The organism is Bradyrhizobium sp. BLXBL-03 (assembly GCF_051853015.1).
GTDB classification, from domain to species: Bacteria; Pseudomonadota; Alphaproteobacteria; order Rhizobiales; family Xanthobacteraceae; genus Bradyrhizobium; species Bradyrhizobium manausense.
In genome coordinates this window covers 5,131,475-5,150,674 of sequence record NZ_CP182470.1, presented here as the reverse complement: position 1 = coordinate 5,150,674, position 19,200 = coordinate 5,131,475, and the positions used below count along the sequence as shown (strand labels likewise).

The window sequence follows — 19,200 nt, the reverse complement described above, 5'->3', positions numbered from 1 at the left end:
TTAGTGCATCGTCGACGATCTCACGCGCGCGATCGTCTCGCGCAAGCCGGTCCAGGCCGGCTTGTCCGGCGCGAACTGACTGCGCAGGAAGGTGACGAGCTCCTCGACCTGCGCATCGCTCATGCTGTTCTTGAACGCTGGCATGTAGCCGAGATCGCTCGATACGGGTTCGCTGATGCCGTGCAGGATCACCTGCACCAGATTGTCCGCCGTCGCGCTGTGCAGATTGCTGTTGAGCGCCAGCGAAGGCCGGCTGCCGAACAGCGGCAGGCCACCGACCTCGTGACAGACGGCGCAGGCGCCTTGATAGAGCCGCGCGCCGCTCGATGATGTCACGGTGACCTGGGTTGCGCTCTCGAGCTTCGTCGCGAGTGCGGGCGCATCGGCGAGGGTATCGTTGAACGAGCCGAGATAGACCGCCATCGCGCGGATGTCCTGATCGGGCAGGGCTTTGAGGTCCCTCACGATCGGTGCCATCGGCCCGGCCGCGACGCCGTGATAGCGCGAATGGCCGGTCCGCAAATAGGTGAACAGCTCGTCCTCGCTCCACGGGATCGGCGCGTGCGAGAGCGAGGTCAATGGCGGCGCCTCCCAACCTTCCGCAAAGCCGCCGGCGAGATAGGCCTGGTGTTGCTCGGCGCCAACAGCATTGCGCGGCGAATGGCAGGCGCTGCAATGACCGAGGCTCTCGACCAGATAGGCTCCGCGATTCCATTGCTCGGACCTGGCGGGATCGGGCTTGAACTCGCGCGCCCCATGGAACAGCGCATTCCAGCCCGCGAGCAGCGGTCGAACGTTGAATGGAAAGGCGAGCGCGTTCGCGGGCGCTGTCGCGCGCACCGCGGGCTGCGCCATCAGGTAGGCGTAGAGCGCCTGCATGTCGGCGTCGCGGGTTCTCGAAAAATGCGTGTAGGGAAAGGCGGGATAGAGCTGCCGGCCGTCGCGATGCAGCCCCTCGCGCATCGCGCGCTCGAAGGCGGGATAGGACCAGGCGCCGATGCCGGTCTCGACGTCGGGCGTGATGTTGGTCGAATGGATCGTGCCGAACGGCGTCTGCAGCGCGCGGCCTCCGGCGTTGAGCACGCCGCCGAAGCTCGTATGGCATTCCGCGCAATTGCCAAGCGCGGCAAGCTGTGCGCCGCGTGCGATCGTTGCCGCGGAATAGACCGATGCGTCGGGACGCGCGATCGGCGCGATGGCGCGCCCGGTCAGCAGCGCGGCGCCGATGCCGATCGCGGCGGTGCAGACGGCCGCGATCGTCGCGAAGACGCCGGCGCGTCTTGCGAAGGGATTCTCCCAGATGCGGGACGATTTCGGCGCTGCGGGTGCGGGCAGGGCTTGCGGCACCGGCGACGTTTCACCGTTCAGGCCCTTCAGGATGCGTTCGGGCGTGAATGGAGGCTCGCGAAAGCGCACGCCGGTGGCATCGAAGATCGCATTTGCGATCGCGGCTGCACTCGGGACTGACGCGGACTCGCCGACGCCGAGCGGCGGCTGGTCCTGACGCGGCAGCATCAGGACGTCGATCTTCGGCACGTCGGGGAAGGGGATGATCGGATAGGCGCCCCATTCGCGCGCCGCCACCGCGCCCCGCTCGAACGAAACTTCTTCCATCAGCGCGCGACTGGTGGACTGGATGACGTTGCCATGGATCTGGTGGCGCACGCCGTCCGGATTGATCATCAGGCCCGAATCCTGCCCCGCGACGACGCGGGTGACGCTGACCTCGCCGGTGGTCTTGTTCACGGCAACGTCCGCAACCCAGGCCGACCACGCGGCGCCATAGCCGGGGAATTTGCTGTGGACGTAGAGCGCGTAGGCAAAGCCGCGCCCGTGCACGATTTCGCCGTCCTTCTCCTCGCGAACGGGACGTGGCGTCCAGCCGGCGCGTTCGGCCACCGCGTTGACGAGATCGACGGCGCGCTGGTCCTTCAGATAACGCAGGCGATATTCGATCGGGTCGACGCCGGCTTCGGTCGCGGCCTCGTCGATGTAGGATTCATGCGCAAAGGTGTTCGGCAGCGCCGAGACGCCGCGAAACCAGGACGCGCGCACGATCGGCGCCATGTCATGGGCGACGACGCGCATGTGGTCGTAGTCGTAAGGCGGGATCGCGGTGCGGTCACCCATTTGCAGGACCGCGGGCTCGGGCGAGATGCGCCCCGTGAGCAGCAGCGCCAGCGTCGGCGCCGCGTTCGAGGGATAGCGCGTGGCGAGGTCGTAAGCAGTGATGCCGCCATCAGCATCGAGCCCGCCATTGACGTCGATCAGCTGCGCGGTGCCCTTGGGCTCCCAGGCGTGCTCCTGCTCGCGCGTCAGCTGCACGCGCACGGGCCGACCGACCGCGCGCGACAGCAGCAGCGCATCCGCGGTGACGTCATCGGCGCAGTTGCGGCCATAGCAGCCGGCGGCCTCCAGGCGGATGACCTCGACCTCGCTTTCGGGACGCTCGATCAGGAGCGCAAGATCGCTGCGCAGCACATGCGGATTTTGCGTGCCGGACCAGACCCGGATATTGCCGTCCTGGAAATCCGCGACCGCGCAGGACGGGCCGATGGAGGCGTGCATCTGGTACGGCCACACATAAGTACGCCGCATCGGCTTGGCCGCGCCCGAGATCGCCGCATCGACGTCGCCCTTGTCGATCAGCGTGCGGGGGGTCGACGGCTGGGCGCGGAGCGCGGTCTCGACTTCAGCGAGATCGGTCAAATCAGGCGTCGGCTTCCAGCTCACCTTGAGCTGCTCGGCGGCGCGAATCGCATTCTCCTCGCGCTCGGCGACGACACCGACGAAATCGCCGATGCGGACGACGGCTACGATGCCGGGAATGCCGCGCACGGAAGCTTCATCGACGGCGATCAGGCTGGTGCCGACGAACGGGCCCGCATCGACGCCGGAGTAGGGTGGGCGCACCACGCGGCCATGCAGCATGCCGGGCCGGCGGATGTCGTGCACGAAGGTCAATTCGCCTGTGGCCTTGGCGGGAAGATCGACGCGCGGCATCGACTGGCCGACGATGGCGTAGTCGCTGGCGGCCTTGACGGCAACATCGTCGGCCAGTTCGAGACGAATGGTTTCGCCACCAATCAGCTCGCCATAGCTGACGCTATGATTATGACCGCGCACCAGGCCGTCTTCGATCTCGAGCTCAGTCTCCGGCAGTTCCAGCCGCTCGGCCGCGCGCGCGATCAAGAACTGTCGCGCTTGCGCTGCAGCCCTGCGGAGCGGAACGGCCGTGATCTGGATGGTTTCGCTGGCGATCGTGGCGCCCTGGTTCGGCACGACCGCCGTGTCGCCGAGCACAACGATGACTCGCGCAAAGGAGACGTCCAGCTCTTCGGCGACGATCTGGCCGAGCGCGGTCCGGATGCCGGTGCCGAGATCGACATGGCCGTTATAGGCCGTGACCGAACCGTCCGCTGTGATGCGGATGAAGGTTTCCGATGTGACCTCGTCCACCGTGCGGACGACGATGAGCGAGCCTCGCGCAGCTGCATCCGAAACGAGAGAGGCCATCAATCAACGGCCCCGGCGAGCTGGCTCGAGGCGCGCATCACGGCGCGCAGGATTTCGACATGCGTGCCGCAGCGGCAGAGATTGTAGCGCAACGCCGCGAGCGCTTCCTGCTCGGTCGGCTGCGGGTTGATCGCGAGCAGCGCCTTGGTGGTCATGATCATGCCGTTGAGGCAGTAGCCGCATTGCGCGGCTTGCTCGTCGATGAAGGCCTGCTGCACCACGTCAGGCTTGTCGCTTGTACCGAGGCCTTCGAGCGTCACGATGTCGCGCCCGGCGCAACCGCCGACCGGAATCACGCAGGAGCGGGCGGCCGCGCCGTCGATCAGGACAGTGCAGGTGCCGCATTCACCCAGGCCGCAACCATATTTCGGCCCGTTGAGTCCGAGATCGTTGCGCAGCACGTGGAGCAGCGGCGTCTGGCGCTCCGCCGTGACGTCGTGGATCCTGCCGTTCACGGTGAGGCGGATCGGTGGCTGCGTCATCCTCGTTCCCAAACCCTGCGGTCGCGAAATTTCCAGTTCGCTCAAAATCTAAGTCGCGACGATACCGTTTGTACACAAACGTGCAAGCCGTCATGCCGCAGTGCAGCGTGGCTGCCCGCTTTGTGGACAAGGCCGGGAGGCAAATGAGGTTTTATTCGGCAGGCGCGGCTTTTCGCGTGCGGCGCCGCTTGACAGCTATCGGGACCGCGCGCAACATCGTTCGTATACGAATGATAACCGCACGCTTCGCTGGCTTTGACATGGTGATGGAAACGACGAGCGCAGCCACCGACAAGATCCGCTGCGATGCCTGTCCGGTGATGTGCTACATCAAGCCGGGCGCGGCGGGCGCTTGCGACCGCTATGCCAATCACGACGGCAAGCTCGTCCGCGTCGATCCGCACGTCATTCTGGAACGCACCGTGTCGCAGGGCGGCAAGCTGGTGCCGTTCAGCCGCAGCGAAGACTGGGACGGCAAGCTCGTTCACGAACCCTCGACCTTCGTGACCGCGATCGGCGCGGGGACGACCTATCCCGACTACAAGCCGGCGCCTTTCATCGTCTCCTCCGAGGTCGACGGCGTCGACATGGTGACCGTCGTCACCGAGGGCATCTTCTCCTATTGCGGCGTCAAGGTGAAGATCGACACCGACCGCTATCTCGGCCCTGAGACCGCGACCGTGCGGGCACAGGGCGAGGCGGTCGGCCACGTCACCACCAGCGAATACGGCTCGCAGATGCTGTCGCTCGGCGGGGTACATCATCTGACTGGCGGCTCCAAGAAAGAGGGTCGCGTCACCTGCGACACGCTGATGGACCTTGCCAATTGCAAGGCGGTGGAACTGACCATCGACGGCGGCGCCAGCGTTGTGGTGCAGGCCGGCCAGCCCCCGATCGTCAACGGCGTCAGGGAAGAGCGCATGCGCGTCGGCTGCGGCTCGGCGACGATCGGCATGTTCGCCAAGCAATGGCACGGCAAGGTGGATGAGGTCGTCGTGGTGGACGACCACATCACCGGCGTGCTGTCCGAGCATCAGGCGGGAAAGCTGCTCGACATCGCCGACACCGGCATCAAGATGAAGGGCCGGCGCTCGACGCCCGGCCGCTATTTCCAGGTCGCCGATCCCGGCACCGGGTGGGGTGGAACCAATATCTCCGATCCGCTTGCGATCCTCGGGCCGTTCGATCCCAAGGAGGCCAAGCCTGGCCTGTCGATGCTGATGGTGTCCACGACAGGCGAGCATTCGTCCTACTACGTGCTCGACGAGGCCTTGAAGCCGGTCGAGACCGAGATGCCGGCCGATTTGAAATTCACGGTCGAGCGCATCCAGGAAAATTGTGAGCCGGCGCTGTGCACGGTGCTGTTCATGGCCGGTGCGGGCGGTTCGCTGCGCGCCGGCGTCACCGACAATCCGGTGCGGCTGACGCGCTCGGTGAAGGACGCGTTGACGCGCGTCACCAGCGGTGGCGCGGCGGTTTACGTCTGGCCGGGCGGCGGCATCACCTACATGGTCGACGTGACGCAGATGCCCGCGGGCGCGTTCGGTTATGTGCCGACGCCGGCGCTGGTCGCGCCGATCGAATTCACGATGAAACTGTCCGACTATGCCGCGCTCGGCGGGCACATGGATTATGTCAAGCCGCTGTCCGAGGTGAAAGGCGGCGACGATGTCCGTCAGCTGCCCTGGCAGCATCCGATCCCGGGACGACGGGCATGACACGTCTCCCGCAAATCGCATTGCTGTCTGATGGCCGGCGGCTGCATTTGCAGGATGGACCGATTGACCTGATCGTCGAGGCGAGGGGCCCGGCGCATCAGGTGCGCGCGGCCTATGAGGCTGCATCGCGGCGGTTCACCGGGCTGCTCGATGAGCTCTGTACGGAGCTGCCGGAGCTGCGCAAGGCCGCCGAGGCGCGAACTTCGCTGCAGGGCGTCGTCGCGCGCCGGATGCATGCAGCTGTCGCGCCCTACGCCGCCGATCGTTTCATCACGCCCATGGCGGCAGTGGCCGGCAGCGTGGCCGAGGAGATTCTCGGCGCGATGCTGGGCGCCGCCTCGCTCGACCGTGTCTATGTCAACAATGGCGGCGACATCGCCCTGCATCTCGCGCGGGGCGAGCATTTTTCGGTCGGCCTGATGGATCGGCCCGACCGCGATGGCGTAATGCGCGCCATAAGGATCGATGCGGACGATCCGGTGCGCGGCATCGCCACCAGCGGCCGCCATGGCCGCAGCTTTTCGCTCGGCATTGCCGATGCGGTGACGGTGCTGGCGGCGACCGCCTCGCAGGCCGACGCGGCAGCGACCGTGATCGCCAATGCCGTCGATCTGCCCGGCCATCCCGCCATCGTCAGGCAACCCGCCAACGAGCTTCAGCCCGACAGCGATCTCGGCGCGCGTCTCGTCACCCGCGACGTCGGGGAATTGTCGCAAGCAGAGATCGGTGCCGCGCTCGAATCTGGCGCGGAATGTGCACGGCAATTGTTCGATCGCGGATTGATCGAGGGTGCCGTGCTCAGGCTTTGTGGTGATATGCTTGTCATCGGAACCAGGACCATAGAAGAGCAACGATCGCGCCCGCTGGTGCTGGAGAACGCGGTCGATGCCTGAACAGGGACGTGAAGCATGAGCGCGATCATCCGCAAGATCGTCACCGTCGTCGAAGAGACGCAGATGGAGATGGGCCGTCAGGTTTCGCCGCCGACCAGGCGCGCGGCGGCGATCGCCGTGATCGAGAATCCCTTTGCCGGACGATATGTCGAAGATCTCTCGCCGCTGATCGCGATCGGCGAGGAGCTTGGTGATTTGCTGGCGAAGCGCGCGGTGGCGGCGCTCGGCATCGATGGCGCCAAGGCGCACAGCTACGGCAAGGCCGCCGCGGTCGGCGAGAACGGCGAGCTCGAACATGCCGCCGCGATCCTGCATCCCAAGATGGGCGCGCCGGTGCGGAAAGTTCTGGGCAAGGGTGCGGCGCTGATTCCATCGTCCAAGAAGCGCAGCGGCCCCGGCACCACGCTCGACATTCCGCTCGGGCACAAGGACGCCGCCTTCGTGCGCAGCCATTTCGACGGCATGGAAGTGCAGATCAACGACGCGCCGCGCGCCAACGAGATCATGGTGGCCGTCGCCGTCACCGACAGCGGCCGTCCATTGCCGCGCGTGGGCGGGCTGACGGTCGCCGAGATCAAGGGTGAAGACGGTTTGAAATAGAAGATGGTCTGAAACAGAAGATTCTGGCGAGTTAAAAACTGGAGGTTGGGATGCGAGCAAGAAATTACGTCGTCGGCGCGGCCTTTGCGCTTCTGGCTGCCGGCATGGGCCATTCGGCCCTGGCGGAGGACATCAAGATCGGCGAGATCAACAGCTACTCGCTGCTGCCTGCATTCACCGAACCCTACCGCAAGGGCTGGCAGCTCGCGGTCGAAGAGATCAACGCCTCTGGCGGCATCAACGGCAAGAAGCTCGTCGTCGTCTCCAAGGACGACGGCGGCAAGCCGGCCGATGCGCAGACCGCGGCCAACGAGCTCGTCTCCAGCGAGGGCGTTGCGATGCTGACGGGCACGTTCCTGTCGAATATCGGCCTTGCGGTCTCCGACTTCGCCAACCAGAAGAAGGTGTTCTTCCTCGCGGCCGAGCCGCTGACGGACGCCGTGACCTGGGCGAAGGGCAACAAGTACACTTTCCGCCTGCGTCCCTCCAACTACATGCAGGCCGCCATGCTGGTGGAGGCCGCCAGCAAATTGCCGGCAAAACGCTGGGCGACGATTGCGCCGAACTATGAATACGGCCAGTCGGCGGTATCAGTGTTCAAGAAGCTGATGTCGGAGAAGCGTCCTGACATCCAATGGGTCGACGAGCAGTGGCCGCCGCAGGGCAAGATCGATGCGGGCCCGGTTGTGCAGGCGGTGGCGCAGGCCAATCCGGAAGCCATCCTCAACGTCACCTTCGGCCCTGACCTCGTCAAGCTCGTGCGTGAAGGCAACACCCGCGGCCTGTTCAAGGGGCGCGAGGTCGTGTCGTTCCTGACCGGCGAGCCCGAATATCTCGATCCGCTCAAGGACGAGACGCCCGAAGGCTGGATCGTCACCGGCTATCCCTGGTACTCGATCAAGACGCCCGAGCATGATGCGTTCCTGAAGGCCTATCAGGCCAAGTACAACGATTATCCGCGCCTCGGTTCGATCGTCGGCTACCAGACCATCAAGGCGGCGGCGGCGATCCTGGCCAAGGCCGGCTCGACCGATACCGACAAGATGATCGCGGCCGCCGAAGGCATCTCGATGCCGTCGCCGTTCGGCGAGATCACCTTCCGCAAGATCGACCACCAGTCGACGTTAGGGGCCTTCGTCGGCAAGACCGCGCAGAAGGACGGCAAGGGCGTGATGGTGGACGCTGCTTACAAGAAGGGCGCGGACTATCTGCCTGGTGATGCCGAAATCGAGAAGCTGCGCCCGAAGGATTGAGAGGCCGTTCCGAACTCCGCTGCCGTAGGGTGGGTTAGCCGGAGGCGTAACCCACCATCTTCGGTGCAACACGACAAAAGGTGGTGGGTTACGCCGAGCAGATGCGCTCTGCGCATCTGCAGGGGCTAACCCACCCTACAAGGCCCGCGCTCGTCGCGGGATCGCACTAAATCCAACCCGGACCGCCGATGGCCTTTTACGTCGTACAGTTTCTGACCGGACTCGCCAGCGCAGCGTCGCTGTTCCTGGTGGCCTCGGGCCTGTCGATCATCTTTGGCGTGACGCGGATCGTGAATTTCGCGCATGGCGCTTTCTACATGATCGGCGCCTATATCGCCTTCACGCTGACCGAGCGCTTCTCCGGAGCGTTCGGCTTCTGGGGCGGGGTGGTCGCGGCGGCGTTGGCGGTCGCGCTGATCGGCGTCCTCGTCGAGATGGTGCTGCTCCGTCGCATCTATCACGCCCCCGAGCTATTCCAGCTGCTCGGCACCTTCGGCCTCACGCTGATGGTCGAGGATCTCGTCGTGCTGATCTGGGGGCCTGACGATCTCGTCGGCCGCCGCGCGCCGGGCTTCAAGGGCGCGGTCGATTTCTTTGGCCAGAACATCCCGAGCTACGATCTGTTCCTGATCGTGCTCGGGCCCGTCGTGCTCGGCATTCTCTGGCTGCTGTTCCAGCGCACGCGTTGGGGCGTCCTGGTGCGCGCGGCGACGCAGGACCGCGACATGGTCGCCGCGCTCGGCGTCAATCAGAAATGGCTGTTCACGTCGGTGTTCGCGGTCGGCGTCTTCCTTGCCGCCCTCGGCGGCGCGCTCCAGATCCCGCGCGATGCCGTGCATCACGCCATGGATCTGCGCATCATCGTCGAGGTCTTCGTCGTGGTCGTGATCGGCGGCCTTGGCAGCATCGTCGGCGCCTTTGTTGCGGCGGTGCTTGTCTCCGAGCTGAACGCGTTCGGCATCCTGATCTTTCCAAAAATTTCCATCATCCTGGTCTTCCTGGTGATGGCCGTGGTGCTGATCGTCCGGCCCTGGGGCCTGTTCGGCAAGCCGGAGGCGGCCGCGCGCAAGACGCCGGGCCTCACGGTCAATCCGTGGCGTCCACTGACGTCGAACGAGCGGCTGGCGTCGCTGGCGGCGCTCGTCGTCGCGGCGCTGCTGCCGCTGTTCGCCGGCAACTACGCGCTGACCGTCGGCTCCGAAATCGCGATCTTCGTGATCTTCGCCGTCTCCCTGCATTTCCTGATGTCGGTCGGCGGGCTCGCGTCGTTCGGCCACGCCGCCTATTTCGGCCTCGGCGCCTATGGCGTCGCGTTCCTCGCCAAGCTGGCGGGACTGCCGATGATTGTCTGCCTGCTGCTCGGCCCGCTGCTCGGCTGCATGGGGGCCGCCGTGTTCGGCTTCTTCGCGGTGCAGCTCTCCGGCGTCTACTTTGCGATGCTGACGCTGGCCTTTGCGCAGATCGTGTGGTCGATCGCGTTCCAGTGGGTCAGCGTCACAGGTGGCGACAACGGCATATTGGGCGTCTGGCCCGCGAGCTGGGCTGCGAGCCCGTCGCATTTCTACTGGCTGGCGCTCGGCGTTGCGGCGCTCGTCACCATTGCGCTCAGGATCGCGGTGTTCTCGCCGTTCGGCTACGCGCTGCGCGCCACGCGTGACTCGGTGCTGCGCAGCGAGGCCGTCGGCATCGATGCCAAGCGCATCCAGTGGACGGCGTTCGTGATCGCGGGCACCACCGCCGGCATCGGCGGCGCGCTGTTCGCCTATCTGAAGGGCAGCGTGTTCCCTGATAATCTCGGCATCTCGCTCTCGGTCGATGCGCTGGTCATGGTGCTGCTCGGCGGGGTCGAAACGGTGTCCGGCGGGGTGATCGGCGCCATCGTCTACAAGGCGCTGAACATCTGGCTGGTGAGCCAGACCGATCTGTCCAAGCTCGTGCTCGGCGGCTTCATCGTGCTGATCGTCGTCGTCTTCCCCAAGGGCATCGTCGGCATGCTCGAGGTGCTGGCGCAGCGCCGCAGGAAGTCATCGCCGCCGGGATCCTCCTTACTCGCCAAGCCGATCGAGTCTGCCGAATGAGCCTCGCACCCCCACTTCTCGCGGTCGAAGGCCTGACCAAATCCTATGGCGGCATCCATGCCGTCCGCGGCGTCTCGTTCTCGCTGCGATCAGGCGAGATCCTGGCGCTGATCGGCCCGAACGGCGCGGGCAAGAGCACCTGCTTCGACATGCTCAACGGCCAGAATAAGCCTGATAGCGGCCAAGTGCGCCTGCTTGGCGAGGAGACCACTGGCAAGAAGCCGCGCGAGATCTGGCGCATGGGCGTGGGGCGCACCTTCCAGATCACGGCGACCTTCGCGACCATGACGGTCCGCGAGAACGTGCAGGTCGCGCTGATCTCGCATGGCAGGCAGCTGTTCAATTTCTGGGGTTCGGCGCCTGACGTCGACCGCAACGAGGCCGGCCGGCTGCTCGAGCTGGTCGGCATGAGCGGCTATGCGGACCGGCCCTGCGGCGAGCTCGCCTATGGCGACCTCAAGCGCCTCGAGCTTGCGGTGGCGCTCGCCAACGATCCGAAGCTCTTGCTGATGGACGAGCCGACGGCCGGCATGGCGCCGCGCGAGCGCGTCGAGCTGATGCGGCTCACGGCACAGATCGCGAAGGAGAAGTCGATCGGCGTGCTCTTTACCGAGCACGACATGGACGTGGTGTTCGAGCATGCCGACCGCATCATCGTGCTCAATCGCGGCACGCTGATCGCCGAGGGCTCGCCGGCCGAGGTGCGCGGCAATCCGCAGGTGCAGGCGATATATCTTGGCGAGGGTCTGCTGTACGAGGGCGGGCATCGCGAGGGGGCCTCGGCATGAAGCTCGCGGTGCAAGACCTCAACAGCCATTACGGCCCCGCGCATATCCTGTTCGACATCGGTTTCGAGGTCGGTGAGGGCGAGGTCGTGGCACTGCTCGGTCGCAACGGCGCCGGCAAGTCGACCACGTTCCGCTCGATCGTCGGCCTCGTCGCGCAGCGCACCGGCCGCATCATGTTCGAGGGCAAGGACGTCTCGGCCAAGCCGACGCATGAGATCGTGCGCGAGGGGCTCGGCTACGTGCCGGAGGAGCGGCGCATCTTCACCGATTTGACGGTGGAGGAGAATCTCGAAGTCGGCCGCCAGCCGAAACGGCCGAATGCGCCGCACTGGGATCGCGAAAAGCTGTTCGCGCTGTTTCCGAATCTGGGCGAAATGAAGAATCGTCCGGGCGGCCGCATGAGCGGCGGTGAGCAGCAGATGCTGACCATCGCGCGCACCCTGATGGGTAATCCATCGCTGGTGTTGCTGGATGAGCCCTCGGAAGGCCTGTCGCCGAAGATCGTGGAGCAGATGGTCGATGCCATCCTGACCATGAAGAAGGAAGGCGTCAGCATCGTCGTCTCCGAGCAGAATTTGCATTTTGCACGGCTGATTTCCGATCGCGCCTATATCATCGAGCGCGGCCGCATTTGCTTCGGCGGCACCATGGCCGAGCTTGACGCGCGTCCGGATATTCGTGACGCGCATTTGTCGTTGTGAGGGCGGGGACGGATGGCGAGAAGCGTTACGGCGAAGAAGAACGTCAAACCGGCAAAACCTCCTTATGTGCTCGACGAGCAGGTCGGCTTCATCCTGCGCCAGGTTTGGCAGCGCCACAGCGCGATCTTCTCCCGCGACATCGGCGTCAACCTGACGCCGACACAGTGGGCGGCGCTGTCGAAGCTCGCCGAGACCGGGCCGTGCTCGCAGAACCAGCTCGGACGGCTGACGGCGATGGACGTCGCGACCATCAAGGGCGTGATCGACCGCCTCACGGCCCGCGGCCTCACCGAGACCAGCCAGGATCCCGAGGACGGTCGGCGCCTCCTGGTGAGCCTGACGCGCGCCGGTCAGCAGCTTGCCGAGAAACTCGCGCCGAACGCGATTGCGATCACGCGCGAAACGCTGGCACCGCTCGATGCGAAAGAGCGCGAGCTGTTGATGGCGTTGCTGAACAAGCTTAGGTGAATTGACCATGTCATTCCGGGGCACGCGCATCGCGCGTGAACCCGGAATCCAGAGGCTGTTGCGCAAGATTCCGGGTTCGCGCTACGCGCGCCCCGGAATGACGGCAAGAGCCGTCACTTCGCCACCACCTCCGGCACCCGCCCGGCCGGCGGCGTGTTGCGGCTGCGTTGCGTCCGCACGATGCCGTCGATGATGGTCATGCCGATGCCGGGGAGGTCGCCGAGCTGGACGCTCTCCAGGATATTCTTGCCGGGCGAGTGCTGGGCCTTGTCCATGATGACGAAGTCGGCGGCGCGGCCGACTTCGATGAGGCCGCAATCGAGCGCGCGCATCCGCGCGGTGTTGCCGGTGGCAAGGCAAAACGCGAGCTCGGCCGGCAGCTCGCCGATCGAGGACAGCATCGAGACCATGCGCAAGATGCCGAGCGGCTGCACGCCGGAGCCGGCCGGCCCGTCGGTGCCGAGGATGACGCGGTGCAGATCGCCCATCTCGCGCGCGATGCGCAGCGTGTAGAGCGCCGAGCGCTCATTGCCGTTGTGAACGATCTCGAGCCCGCGCTTGCAGCCCTCGCAGATGCAGCGGATCTGGTCGTCGGGCAGCGCGGTGTGGCCGCCATTGATGTGGCCGACCACGTCGGTATCGGCCTCCAACACCACGTCCTTGTCGATCAGGCCGGAGCCGGGGATCGAGGGGCCACCGGTGTGAATGGTGCTCTGGATGCCGTATTTGCGCGCCCAGCCGACCATCTTGCGCGCCGTCGGGCCGTCCTTCACACCGCCGAGCCCGACTTCGCCGAGCAGCTTGACGCCGGCGGCGGCCATTTCCTTGAAGTCTTCCTCGACCATCTCGCATTCGATCACCGGCGCACCGGCGTGAACCTTCACACCGCCCGGACGCAGCGTCCAGAACGCGCGCTGGGCGAAGATCGCCATCGCCTTCAGCCCGACGACGTCGCGGGGGCGGCCGGGCATGTGCACTTCGCCCGCCGAGATCATGGTGGTGATGCCGCCATGGAGCGAGCTGTCGATCCAGTTGATCTGGTTCTGCCGCGGCGTCCAGTCGCCCGCGACAGGATGGACGTGGCTGTCGATCAGGCCTGGGGTGACCGTCGTGCCGTTGGCGTCGACGATGGTGGTCGCACCTTCGGTGTTGAGGTCCTTGTAACGCCCCACGGCTGATATCTTGCCGTTCTCGGCGACGATGGTGTCGCCGTCCAGAATGGGTTTTTCCAGCGCGCCGGATAGGATCAGGCCGATATTGCGGATCACCAGCTTCGAGGGTCCGGTGGCCTGGGGTGCGTCATGCGCCATGGAAAGGGCTCCTCATTCCCAACTGCAACGCTTTCGATCTTGGGCAGCCTTGACCGCGGGATCAAGCGGGATTATTCATTAGTATACGAATGATCGTATACAAACGACGCATAGCTGACCGCCTCGAGACCGCGTGAGAAGCGAAACGGAAGGGTGAGATGAGCAATTTCAATCAGGAAAGCGTTTTGAGCGTCCACCACTGGACCGACACGCTGTTCTCCTTCAAGACCACCCGCAGCCCGACCTTCCGTTTCCGCAACGGCGAATTCACCATGATCGGGCTCAAGGTGGGCGAGAAGCCGCTGCTGCGGGCCTACAGCGTCGCCAGCGCCAATTACGAGGACACGCTCGAATTCTTCTCGATCAAGGTGCCCGATGGTCCGCTGACCTCGCGCCTCCAGCATCTGAAGCAAGGTGACGAGATCATCGTCAGCCGCAAGGCCACCGGCACGCTGGTCATCGACAATCTGGAAGCGGGCCGCAACCTCTACCTTATCGGCACTGGCACAGGTCTCGCGCCGTTCCTGAGCGTGATCAAGGATCCCCAGACCTATGAGCGGTTCGAGAAGGTCGTGCTGCTGCACGGCTGCCGTCACGTCAGGGAACTCGCCTATGGCGAGATGATCACCGAGCACCTGCCGAACGACGAACTGCTCGGCGAGTACATCCAGAACCAGCTGATCTATTACCCGACCGTGACCCGTGATCCCTTCCGCAACCGCGGCCGCATCACCGACCTCATTACTTCGGGCAAGCTGTTCACCGACATCGGCCTGCCGGCCATCGAGGCAGCCCATGACCGCGTCATGATCTGCGGCAGCCCGGCGCTTGTCGCCGACACCCGCGTGCTGCTGGGCGAGCGCGGCTTCGTCGAGGGCAACCACGGTGAACCCGCCCAGTTCGTGGTCGAAAAGGCGTTTGCCGAACGCTAAACGCAGCGTTTTCTCGCAATAAGACCGCATTTTCGCCTCCGGCCGGGCGTTGCCCCGCCGATTCGGCGCTTGATACACTGTGGGAGCGAATCAGCGGAGTTCCCACATGGTTGCGGACAGCGACAGCAACATCGCCTGGCACCGGGTTCAGTTGAAGAAAAACCGCGCCGAGTTGAAGGCGCTCGAGACCGCGCGCTTCACGATGGGCGAGATTGCGTCCTCCAAGCGCAGCGGCGAGACCCAGAAGACCATCGGAGAACTCAAGCGCAAGATTGCGCAGTCCGAACGCGTCATCGCCGAGCATGACAAGCGCACGCGCCGTCCGCTCGGCACCGATCTGCAAAGCCTCAGCAATGGCAGCTGGAGCCATTGGGATGCCTATACGACGCAGCAGCAGCGCAAGGCGGGGCCACGCTCGCCGGGGCGGGGATAGCCCGGTTCCGGCCCTTGCGCCGGTGGCCTCGCTCACCATCTGGTTGAGGCGCCACGAACCAATTTGGTGATCCCATGGCACCGCGCCTCGATTTCACCAGCGAGGCCTTCTTTCGCGATCCGCCGAAGGCCGTTGCCGCGCTGCGCGCGCAGGGCCCTGTGGTCGCCACGCATTTCCCCCTCGTCGGTGACGTCTGGATCACCACCACTCACGATGCGACGGCGCAAGTGCTGAAGGACAGTACGATCTTCACGCTGCGCAAGGAAGACGGCGAAATCGCCGGCCTGCGCTGGTGGATGCCGGGGCTGGTCAAGACCATCGCCAACAACATGCTGACGATGGACGAGCCTGACCATACCAGGCTGCGCAGCATTGTGGACGAAGCCTTTCGCCGCCGGGCCATCGTTGCGATGGAGCCGCGCATCCGCGCCATTGCGGATGGTCTGGCCGATGAGCTGTTCGCGAACGGCATCCCGGCCGATCTGGTTGAGCGCTATGCGCGCATTCTGCCCCTGTCGGTGATCTCAGAGCTGCTCGGCCTGCCGATGGCCGATCGTCCGCGCTTCATCGCCTGGGCCAATGCGATGTCCTCACTGACGAACGTCGTCAGCTTCTTTCGCCTGCTGTTCGCGTTCCGCAAGATGCGGACTTACCTCCAGGAACAGTTGCAGATCGCGCGCGAGCGGGGCGGCGAGGGCCTGATTGCCGAACTGGTCCAGGTCGAACGCGAGGGCGGCGAGATCACGCCGGACGAAATGGTATCGATGGTGTTCCTGCTGCTGGCGGCGGGCTCGGAGACCACCACGCATCTGATCAGCGGCTCGGTCTACGAGCTGCTCAGAAATCCTGGACTGCGGGACTGGATGGAACAGGACTGGAGCCGCGCCGCGCTCGCCGTGGAGGAGTTTTTGCGCTTCGTCTCCCCGGTGCAGTTTTCGAAGCCACGCTACGTGCGTAGAGACATCGAGCTTGCGGGAGTGCCGTTGAAGAAGGGCGACCGCGTCATGGCGATGCTCGCCGCCGCGAATATGGATCCGGCGGTGCACGAGCAGCCGGAGCGCCTGGATCTCGAACGCAAGCCCAACCGGCACATGTCGTTCGGGACGGGTATCCATTTCTGCCTGGGCCATCAACTCGCGCGTATCGAGGCGGCCTGCGCGCTCGAGGCACTGTTTGTGCGCTGGCCGAAACTCGATCTGGCTGTCGATTCCACGCAGGTGCGCTGGCGCAAGCGGCCGGGCTTGCGCGCGATCGCGAAGCTTCCCGTTACGCCAGAGGCCCGCGGAACAGGGACGATCGCACGCACCGGAACGAGAGATGATCGTTCCCTCGCCGCGGCGAACTGACATCGCCGACGCGCTTTCGGAAAATCTTTGCGTGTTGTGATCGGTCAGGAACGGTGTGCCGTTGGTGCTGTTGTCCTCGCGACATGACGCGGAGGGGAGTTCCTCGGGGTCATGTCGCAGATCTACGTCTTAACCGGAGACAAGATCATGGCCAGCAAGATGCCACCTGTTCCGCCGGACAATCAGAGCCGCAAGGGAACTGGCGATCGCAAGCAAATGTCCGCCGATCAGATGTCGCACGGTCAGCAACGTGCACAGAATCCGGATCAGCAGGGACAGCAAGGCAACATCAAGCAGAACACGACCAACCAAGGCTATCAGCAGGATCGCTGAGGAGGGCGCGTCATGTCGACATCCACCAAGACACCCAACAGCATCCGTCAGGGCGGACCCGGCGCCTCGCATGAGAATGCAAAGGCGCCACTCGAGGTCAAGAAGCCGCCGCCTGACGATCCGCAGCGCAGCCACAGCCGGGTGTCCGGCGGCGGTGGAGAGCGCGATGTCCATCACAGGCACGACGAGGCCGGAAAAGGCAAAGGCGTACCATGACCAGCAAGCAACCCAAGCTCCACGCGCCGACAGAGAAGGATCTGCACGACAATCCACTGATCGGCGGATCGAAGGGGGCGAACATGGCAGGCGTTTCGCCCGGCGACCTCGATGAGGTCTTAGGCGAGAACACGATCGAAGGCGACGTCGAGAATGACGTCAATATCGGTGGCGGTATCGACAAGGATGTCGCGCGCAGCGGTTCGCCGCGAAGAGGCCGGTAAGATTGGAGGCCTGGAATGCAGGGCAAGAAGACTCACGAACAGCAGGTGCGCATCTTCGAGCGGAAGCCGGATGTTCCGGATGCGCGAGAGCTCGAGCAGGCCATCGGCCATAACCCGCAAGACACGCGCGTCCATCGTGTCAACCCGGAGGCTCGTCACAGCGAATTTCCGGTGAGCCGCGGCGGCCTTAACCAGGAAAGCGATCACAACAAGCACAACGATCCCGGCCAGAGCGGCCACGAGGCGCCGAAACCGACGCCGGCGCAACAGAAGCACTGAGCTTTCGCAAGATCACTGCAATAGGAGAGAGCGATGCCAGCTGGAAATGGCAGCAAGACGCATTTCAGGTCCGGCATGCACGGTAAGGGCGACGGCACCGGGGCCATGACGGACGTATCCAAGGACAAGATCGGCGACAACATGGTGCTGTCCAACCGCGACAAGAAGCAGCATTCGGACATTCGCGGCATGGACGGCAAGTCCATCCAGACTGAGCAGTATCAGGATCACGCGGCCAACCGACTCGAACAGGAGCCAGACGCCGACGAGACCTGAGAAGGCGGTCCTCCCGCTGACTTGCGGACCGGTGTCAGCCGGTCCGCTTTTTTGTCGCGGCAACGAGATCGTGCTCCCAGCCAAACACGGAACGGCCATCGAGACCGGGCGAAGCCTCTCGCTCACCGGCGATATACGCTTCGACCGATGGCCCGCTTGCGGTGCGCTCAAGCCGTCGCGCCTGGTCGTCGAGGCGCTTGATCGCCTGCATCTCTTCCTCGCGTCCGAGTTTCGCGCTTTGGATCGCGCCCTTCAGCACGCGGATGGTCTCGTCATAGACCTTGATCGGAATCGGATAGGGATGCCGGTCCTTGCCGCCATGGGCGAGCGAGAAGCGCGCAGGATCTTTGAAACGATAGGGTGCGCCATGCACGACCTCGGCGACCATCGCCAGCGATCGCACGGTGCGCGCACCGACGCCCGGCGTCAGCAACAGTTCAGGGAAATCGACCGGTCCGCGCTCGGCTGCGGCCGCGAGCGTGCCATGCAGGCGGCGTGCGAACACGTCTTTCGGCCTGACGTCATGATGCGCGGGCATGATCAGATGCGGCAGCATGGCCTGCTCCGGCTCGGGCGTATTGCCCGAAAGCCGTTCGAATTCGGTGAGGATGCGATCGGGGCCGAACTCGTTGAGCAGCTCGAGCTGCGCGCTGCGCGAGATGTCGGCGCGATGGTCGGTGAGATTGACGATCTCGCCCTGCTGCGGCCCGTCGATGGCGCTGTGGGGCGCGTCGACAAAACTCTTTAACGCTTCAGAATGCCAGTGATAGCGGCGGGCCTGGCGCTTGTCGCCGTTCATGCCCTGCTGCACCACCGTCCATTTGCCGTCGGCGGTGACGAAGAAGCCGTGCAGATAGAGATCGAAACCGTCCTGCACGGCGGCGCTGTCGACCTTGGCCACGAGGCGGCTGGCGCGCGTGAGCTTTGCGCCGTCGAAGCCGACGCGGTCGCCGAGCTGCGACAACTCGTCCGGCGTCTTGCGCGAATGCCGGCCGCGGCCGCCGCAGACATAGATGCCGAGTTCGTCCTGGAGCGGGCCGAGCCCGCGCTTCAGCGCCCCGATCACCGACGTCGTGATGCCTGAGGAGTGCCAGTCCATTCCCATCACGGCGCCGAACGACTGGAACCAGAACGGATGCGACAGCCGCTGCATGAACGCGTCGCGGCCATAATGCAGCACGATCGCTTGCGTGACGATGGCACCCAGCGATGCCATGCGGCTCGCCAGCCACGGCGGAACTCGTCCGGTGTGCAAGGGAAGATCGGCGCTGCCGGTTCGGCGAGTCATGATTGCCCACACATAGCGCAATTCGGCGACGGTTGCACCAGAGGGATGCTGCATTGCACTGGGCGT

General features: G+C 64.9%; 20 protein-coding genes. 16 read left to right on the top strand and 4 right to left on the bottom strand.

Annotation, left to right across the window (positions count from 1 at the left end; translation table 11 throughout):
• The gene (locus tag ACNJX9_RS24840) at nt 1-3,516 is read right to left on the bottom strand and encodes a molybdopterin cofactor-binding domain-containing protein (RefSeq protein ID WP_439404647.1); all 3,516 of its coding nucleotides are present in this window, start codon (nt 3,514-3,516) and stop codon (nt 1-3) included.
• Nucleotides 3,516-3,998: a (2Fe-2S)-binding protein gene (locus ACNJX9_RS24835; RefSeq protein WP_439404645.1), complete on the bottom strand. Its 483-nt coding sequence runs from the start codon at nt 3,996-3,998 to the stop codon at nt 3,516-3,518. The genes ACNJX9_RS24840 and ACNJX9_RS24835 overlap by 1 nt, the downstream gene beginning before the upstream one ends.
• A gap of 260 nt (nt 3,999-4,258) precedes the next feature.
• Between ACNJX9_RS24835 and ACNJX9_RS24830 the strand changes: the two genes are divergently transcribed.
• From ACNJX9_RS24830 to ACNJX9_RS24795, 8 genes are all read left to right on the top strand, one after another.
• Nucleotides 4,259-5,716 (top strand): hypothetical protein, encoded by a 1,458-nt coding sequence (locus ACNJX9_RS24830; protein WP_057758346.1) that lies wholly within the window; start codon nt 4,259-4,261, stop codon nt 5,714-5,716.
• Nucleotides 5,713-6,609 carry a UPF0280 family protein gene (locus ACNJX9_RS24825; protein WP_439404644.1) on the top strand — a complete coding sequence of 299 codons (897 nt, stop codon included), beginning with the start codon at nt 5,713-5,715 and terminating at the stop codon, nt 6,607-6,609. Before ACNJX9_RS24830 ends, ACNJX9_RS24825 begins: the two co-directional genes overlap by 4 nt.
• 15 nt (nt 6,610-6,624) lie before the next feature.
• Nucleotides 6,625-7,209, top strand: a complete 585-nt coding sequence (locus tag ACNJX9_RS24820) for an amino acid synthesis family protein (protein WP_057758342.1) — start codon at nt 6,625-6,627, stop codon at nt 7,207-7,209.
• A gap of 50 nt (nt 7,210-7,259) precedes the next feature.
• Nucleotides 7,260-8,462 carry an ABC transporter substrate-binding protein gene (locus tag ACNJX9_RS24815; protein WP_439404642.1) on the top strand — a complete coding sequence of 401 codons (1,203 nt, stop codon included), beginning with the start codon at nt 7,260-7,262 and terminating at the stop codon, nt 8,460-8,462.
• Between the two features lie 188 nt (nt 8,463-8,650).
• Nucleotides 8,651-10,540: an ABC transporter permease gene (locus tag ACNJX9_RS24810; protein WP_057758337.1), complete on the top strand. Its 1,890-nt coding sequence runs from the start codon at nt 8,651-8,653 to the stop codon at nt 10,538-10,540.
• The gene (locus ACNJX9_RS24805) at nt 10,537-11,328 is read left to right on the top strand and encodes an ABC transporter ATP-binding protein (RefSeq protein WP_271621122.1); all 792 of its coding nucleotides are present in this window, start codon (nt 10,537-10,539) and stop codon (nt 11,326-11,328) included. The genes ACNJX9_RS24810 and ACNJX9_RS24805 overlap by 4 nt, the downstream gene beginning before the upstream one ends.
• Nucleotides 11,325-12,029 (top strand): ABC transporter ATP-binding protein, encoded by a 705-nt coding sequence (locus ACNJX9_RS24800; protein WP_057758333.1) that lies wholly within the window; start codon nt 11,325-11,327, stop codon nt 12,027-12,029. Before ACNJX9_RS24805 ends, ACNJX9_RS24800 begins: the two co-directional genes overlap by 4 nt.
• A gap of 12 nt (nt 12,030-12,041) precedes the next feature.
• On the top strand, nt 12,042-12,497 hold the full coding sequence (locus tag ACNJX9_RS24795; RefSeq protein ID WP_057758331.1) for a MarR family winged helix-turn-helix transcriptional regulator: 456 nt from the start codon (nt 12,042-12,044) through the stop codon (nt 12,495-12,497).
• A gap of 113 nt (nt 12,498-12,610) precedes the next feature.
• Here ACNJX9_RS24795 and ACNJX9_RS24790 read toward each other — a convergent pair whose 3' ends face one another.
• Nucleotides 12,611-13,807 carry an amidohydrolase family protein gene (locus ACNJX9_RS24790; RefSeq protein WP_271603200.1) on the bottom strand — a complete coding sequence of 399 codons (1,197 nt, stop codon included), beginning with the start codon at nt 13,805-13,807 and terminating at the stop codon, nt 12,611-12,613.
• A gap of 158 nt (nt 13,808-13,965) precedes the next feature.
• On the opposite strand from ACNJX9_RS24790, the gene ACNJX9_RS24785 reads away from it, so the two are divergent.
• The 8 genes from ACNJX9_RS24785 (at nt 13,966) to ACNJX9_RS24750 (ending at nt 17,846) form a co-directional block, all read left to right on the top strand.
• Nucleotides 13,966-14,739, top strand: coding sequence for a ferredoxin--NADP reductase (locus ACNJX9_RS24785; protein WP_057758326.1), 774 nt, complete (start codon nt 13,966-13,968; stop codon nt 14,737-14,739).
• A gap of 106 nt (nt 14,740-14,845) precedes the next feature.
• Nucleotides 14,846-15,172: a hypothetical protein gene (locus ACNJX9_RS24780; protein ID WP_057758324.1), complete on the top strand. Its 327-nt coding sequence runs from the start codon at nt 14,846-14,848 to the stop codon at nt 15,170-15,172.
• A gap of 74 nt (nt 15,173-15,246) precedes the next feature.
• Nucleotides 15,247-16,518, top strand: a complete 1,272-nt coding sequence (locus tag ACNJX9_RS24775) for a cytochrome P450 (RefSeq protein WP_439404639.1) — start codon at nt 15,247-15,249, stop codon at nt 16,516-16,518.
• A 147-nt stretch (nt 16,519-16,665) separates the two neighbouring features.
• Nucleotides 16,666-16,851, top strand: a complete 186-nt coding sequence (locus ACNJX9_RS24770) for a hypothetical protein (RefSeq protein ID WP_439410122.1) — start codon at nt 16,666-16,668, stop codon at nt 16,849-16,851.
• 12 nt (nt 16,852-16,863) lie between these two features.
• The gene (locus tag ACNJX9_RS24765; protein ID WP_057758321.1) at nt 16,864-17,067 is read left to right on the top strand and encodes a hypothetical protein; all 204 of its coding nucleotides are present in this window, start codon (nt 16,864-16,866) and stop codon (nt 17,065-17,067) included.
• On the top strand, nt 17,064-17,291 hold the full coding sequence (locus ACNJX9_RS24760; protein WP_439404637.1) for a hypothetical protein: 228 nt from the start codon (nt 17,064-17,066) through the stop codon (nt 17,289-17,291). Before ACNJX9_RS24765 ends, ACNJX9_RS24760 begins: the two co-directional genes overlap by 4 nt.
• 15 nt (nt 17,292-17,306) lie before the next feature.
• Entirely contained in the window at nt 17,307-17,570 is a 264-nt protein-coding gene (locus ACNJX9_RS24755; protein WP_439404636.1) for a hypothetical protein, read from the top strand.
• A 33-nt stretch (nt 17,571-17,603) separates the two neighbouring features.
• A complete protein-coding gene (locus ACNJX9_RS24750) occupies nt 17,604-17,846 on the top strand; it encodes a hypothetical protein (RefSeq protein WP_057758315.1) in 243 nt (80 codons plus the stop codon).
• Between the two features lie 34 nt (nt 17,847-17,880).
• Here the strand turns inward: ACNJX9_RS24750 and ACNJX9_RS24745 are convergent, their stop codons facing one another.
• Nucleotides 17,881-19,134 carry a DUF763 domain-containing protein gene (locus tag ACNJX9_RS24745; protein ID WP_439404634.1) on the bottom strand — a complete coding sequence of 418 codons (1,254 nt, stop codon included), beginning with the start codon at nt 19,132-19,134 and terminating at the stop codon, nt 17,881-17,883.
• Between the last annotated feature and the right edge of the window lie 66 nt (nt 19,135-19,200).

Coding starts and splice junctions, on each gene's coding strand:
- ACNJX9_RS24775 (WP_439404639.1), top strand. CDS start 15,247: ATGGCACCGCGCCTCGATTTCACCAGCGAGGCCTTCTTTCGCGATCCG.
- ACNJX9_RS24760 (WP_439404637.1), top strand. CDS start 17,064: ATGACCAGCAAGCAACCCAAGCTCCACGCGCCGACAGAGAAGGATCTG.
- ACNJX9_RS24765 (WP_057758321.1), top strand. CDS start 16,864: ATGTCGACATCCACCAAGACACCCAACAGCATCCGTCAGGGCGGACCC.
- ACNJX9_RS24815 (WP_439404642.1), top strand. CDS start 7,260: ATGCGAGCAAGAAATTACGTCGTCGGCGCGGCCTTTGCGCTTCTGGCT.
- ACNJX9_RS24780 (WP_057758324.1), top strand. CDS start 14,846: ATGGTTGCGGACAGCGACAGCAACATCGCCTGGCACCGGGTTCAGTTG.
- ACNJX9_RS24750 (WP_057758315.1), top strand. CDS start 17,604: ATGCCAGCTGGAAATGGCAGCAAGACGCATTTCAGGTCCGGCATGCAC.
- ACNJX9_RS24840 (WP_439404647.1), bottom strand. CDS start 3,516: ATGGCCTCTCTCGTTTCGGATGCAGCTGCGCGAGGCTCGCTCATCGTC.
- ACNJX9_RS24800 (WP_057758333.1), top strand. CDS start 11,325: ATGAAGCTCGCGGTGCAAGACCTCAACAGCCATTACGGCCCCGCGCAT.
- ACNJX9_RS24810 (WP_057758337.1), top strand. CDS start 8,651: ATGGCCTTTTACGTCGTACAGTTTCTGACCGGACTCGCCAGCGCAGCG.
- ACNJX9_RS24830 (WP_057758346.1), top strand. CDS start 4,259: ATGGTGATGGAAACGACGAGCGCAGCCACCGACAAGATCCGCTGCGAT.
- ACNJX9_RS24820 (WP_057758342.1), top strand. CDS start 6,625: ATGAGCGCGATCATCCGCAAGATCGTCACCGTCGTCGAAGAGACGCAG.
- ACNJX9_RS24785 (WP_057758326.1), top strand. CDS start 13,966: ATGAGCAATTTCAATCAGGAAAGCGTTTTGAGCGTCCACCACTGGACC.
- ACNJX9_RS24805 (WP_271621122.1), top strand. CDS start 10,537: ATGAGCCTCGCACCCCCACTTCTCGCGGTCGAAGGCCTGACCAAATCC.
- ACNJX9_RS24770 (WP_439410122.1), top strand. CDS start 16,666: ATGGCCAGCAAGATGCCACCTGTTCCGCCGGACAATCAGAGCCGCAAG.
- ACNJX9_RS24835 (WP_439404645.1), bottom strand. CDS start 3,998: ATGACGCAGCCACCGATCCGCCTCACCGTGAACGGCAGGATCCACGAC.
- ACNJX9_RS24745 (WP_439404634.1), bottom strand. CDS start 19,134: ATGACTCGCCGAACCGGCAGCGCCGATCTTCCCTTGCACACCGGACGA.
- ACNJX9_RS24825 (WP_439404644.1), top strand. CDS start 5,713: ATGACACGTCTCCCGCAAATCGCATTGCTGTCTGATGGCCGGCGGCTG.
- ACNJX9_RS24755 (WP_439404636.1), top strand. CDS start 17,307: ATGCAGGGCAAGAAGACTCACGAACAGCAGGTGCGCATCTTCGAGCGG.
- ACNJX9_RS24790 (WP_271603200.1), bottom strand. CDS start 13,807: ATGGCGCATGACGCACCCCAGGCCACCGGACCCTCGAAGCTGGTGATC.
- ACNJX9_RS24795 (WP_057758331.1), top strand. CDS start 12,042: ATGGCGAGAAGCGTTACGGCGAAGAAGAACGTCAAACCGGCAAAACCT.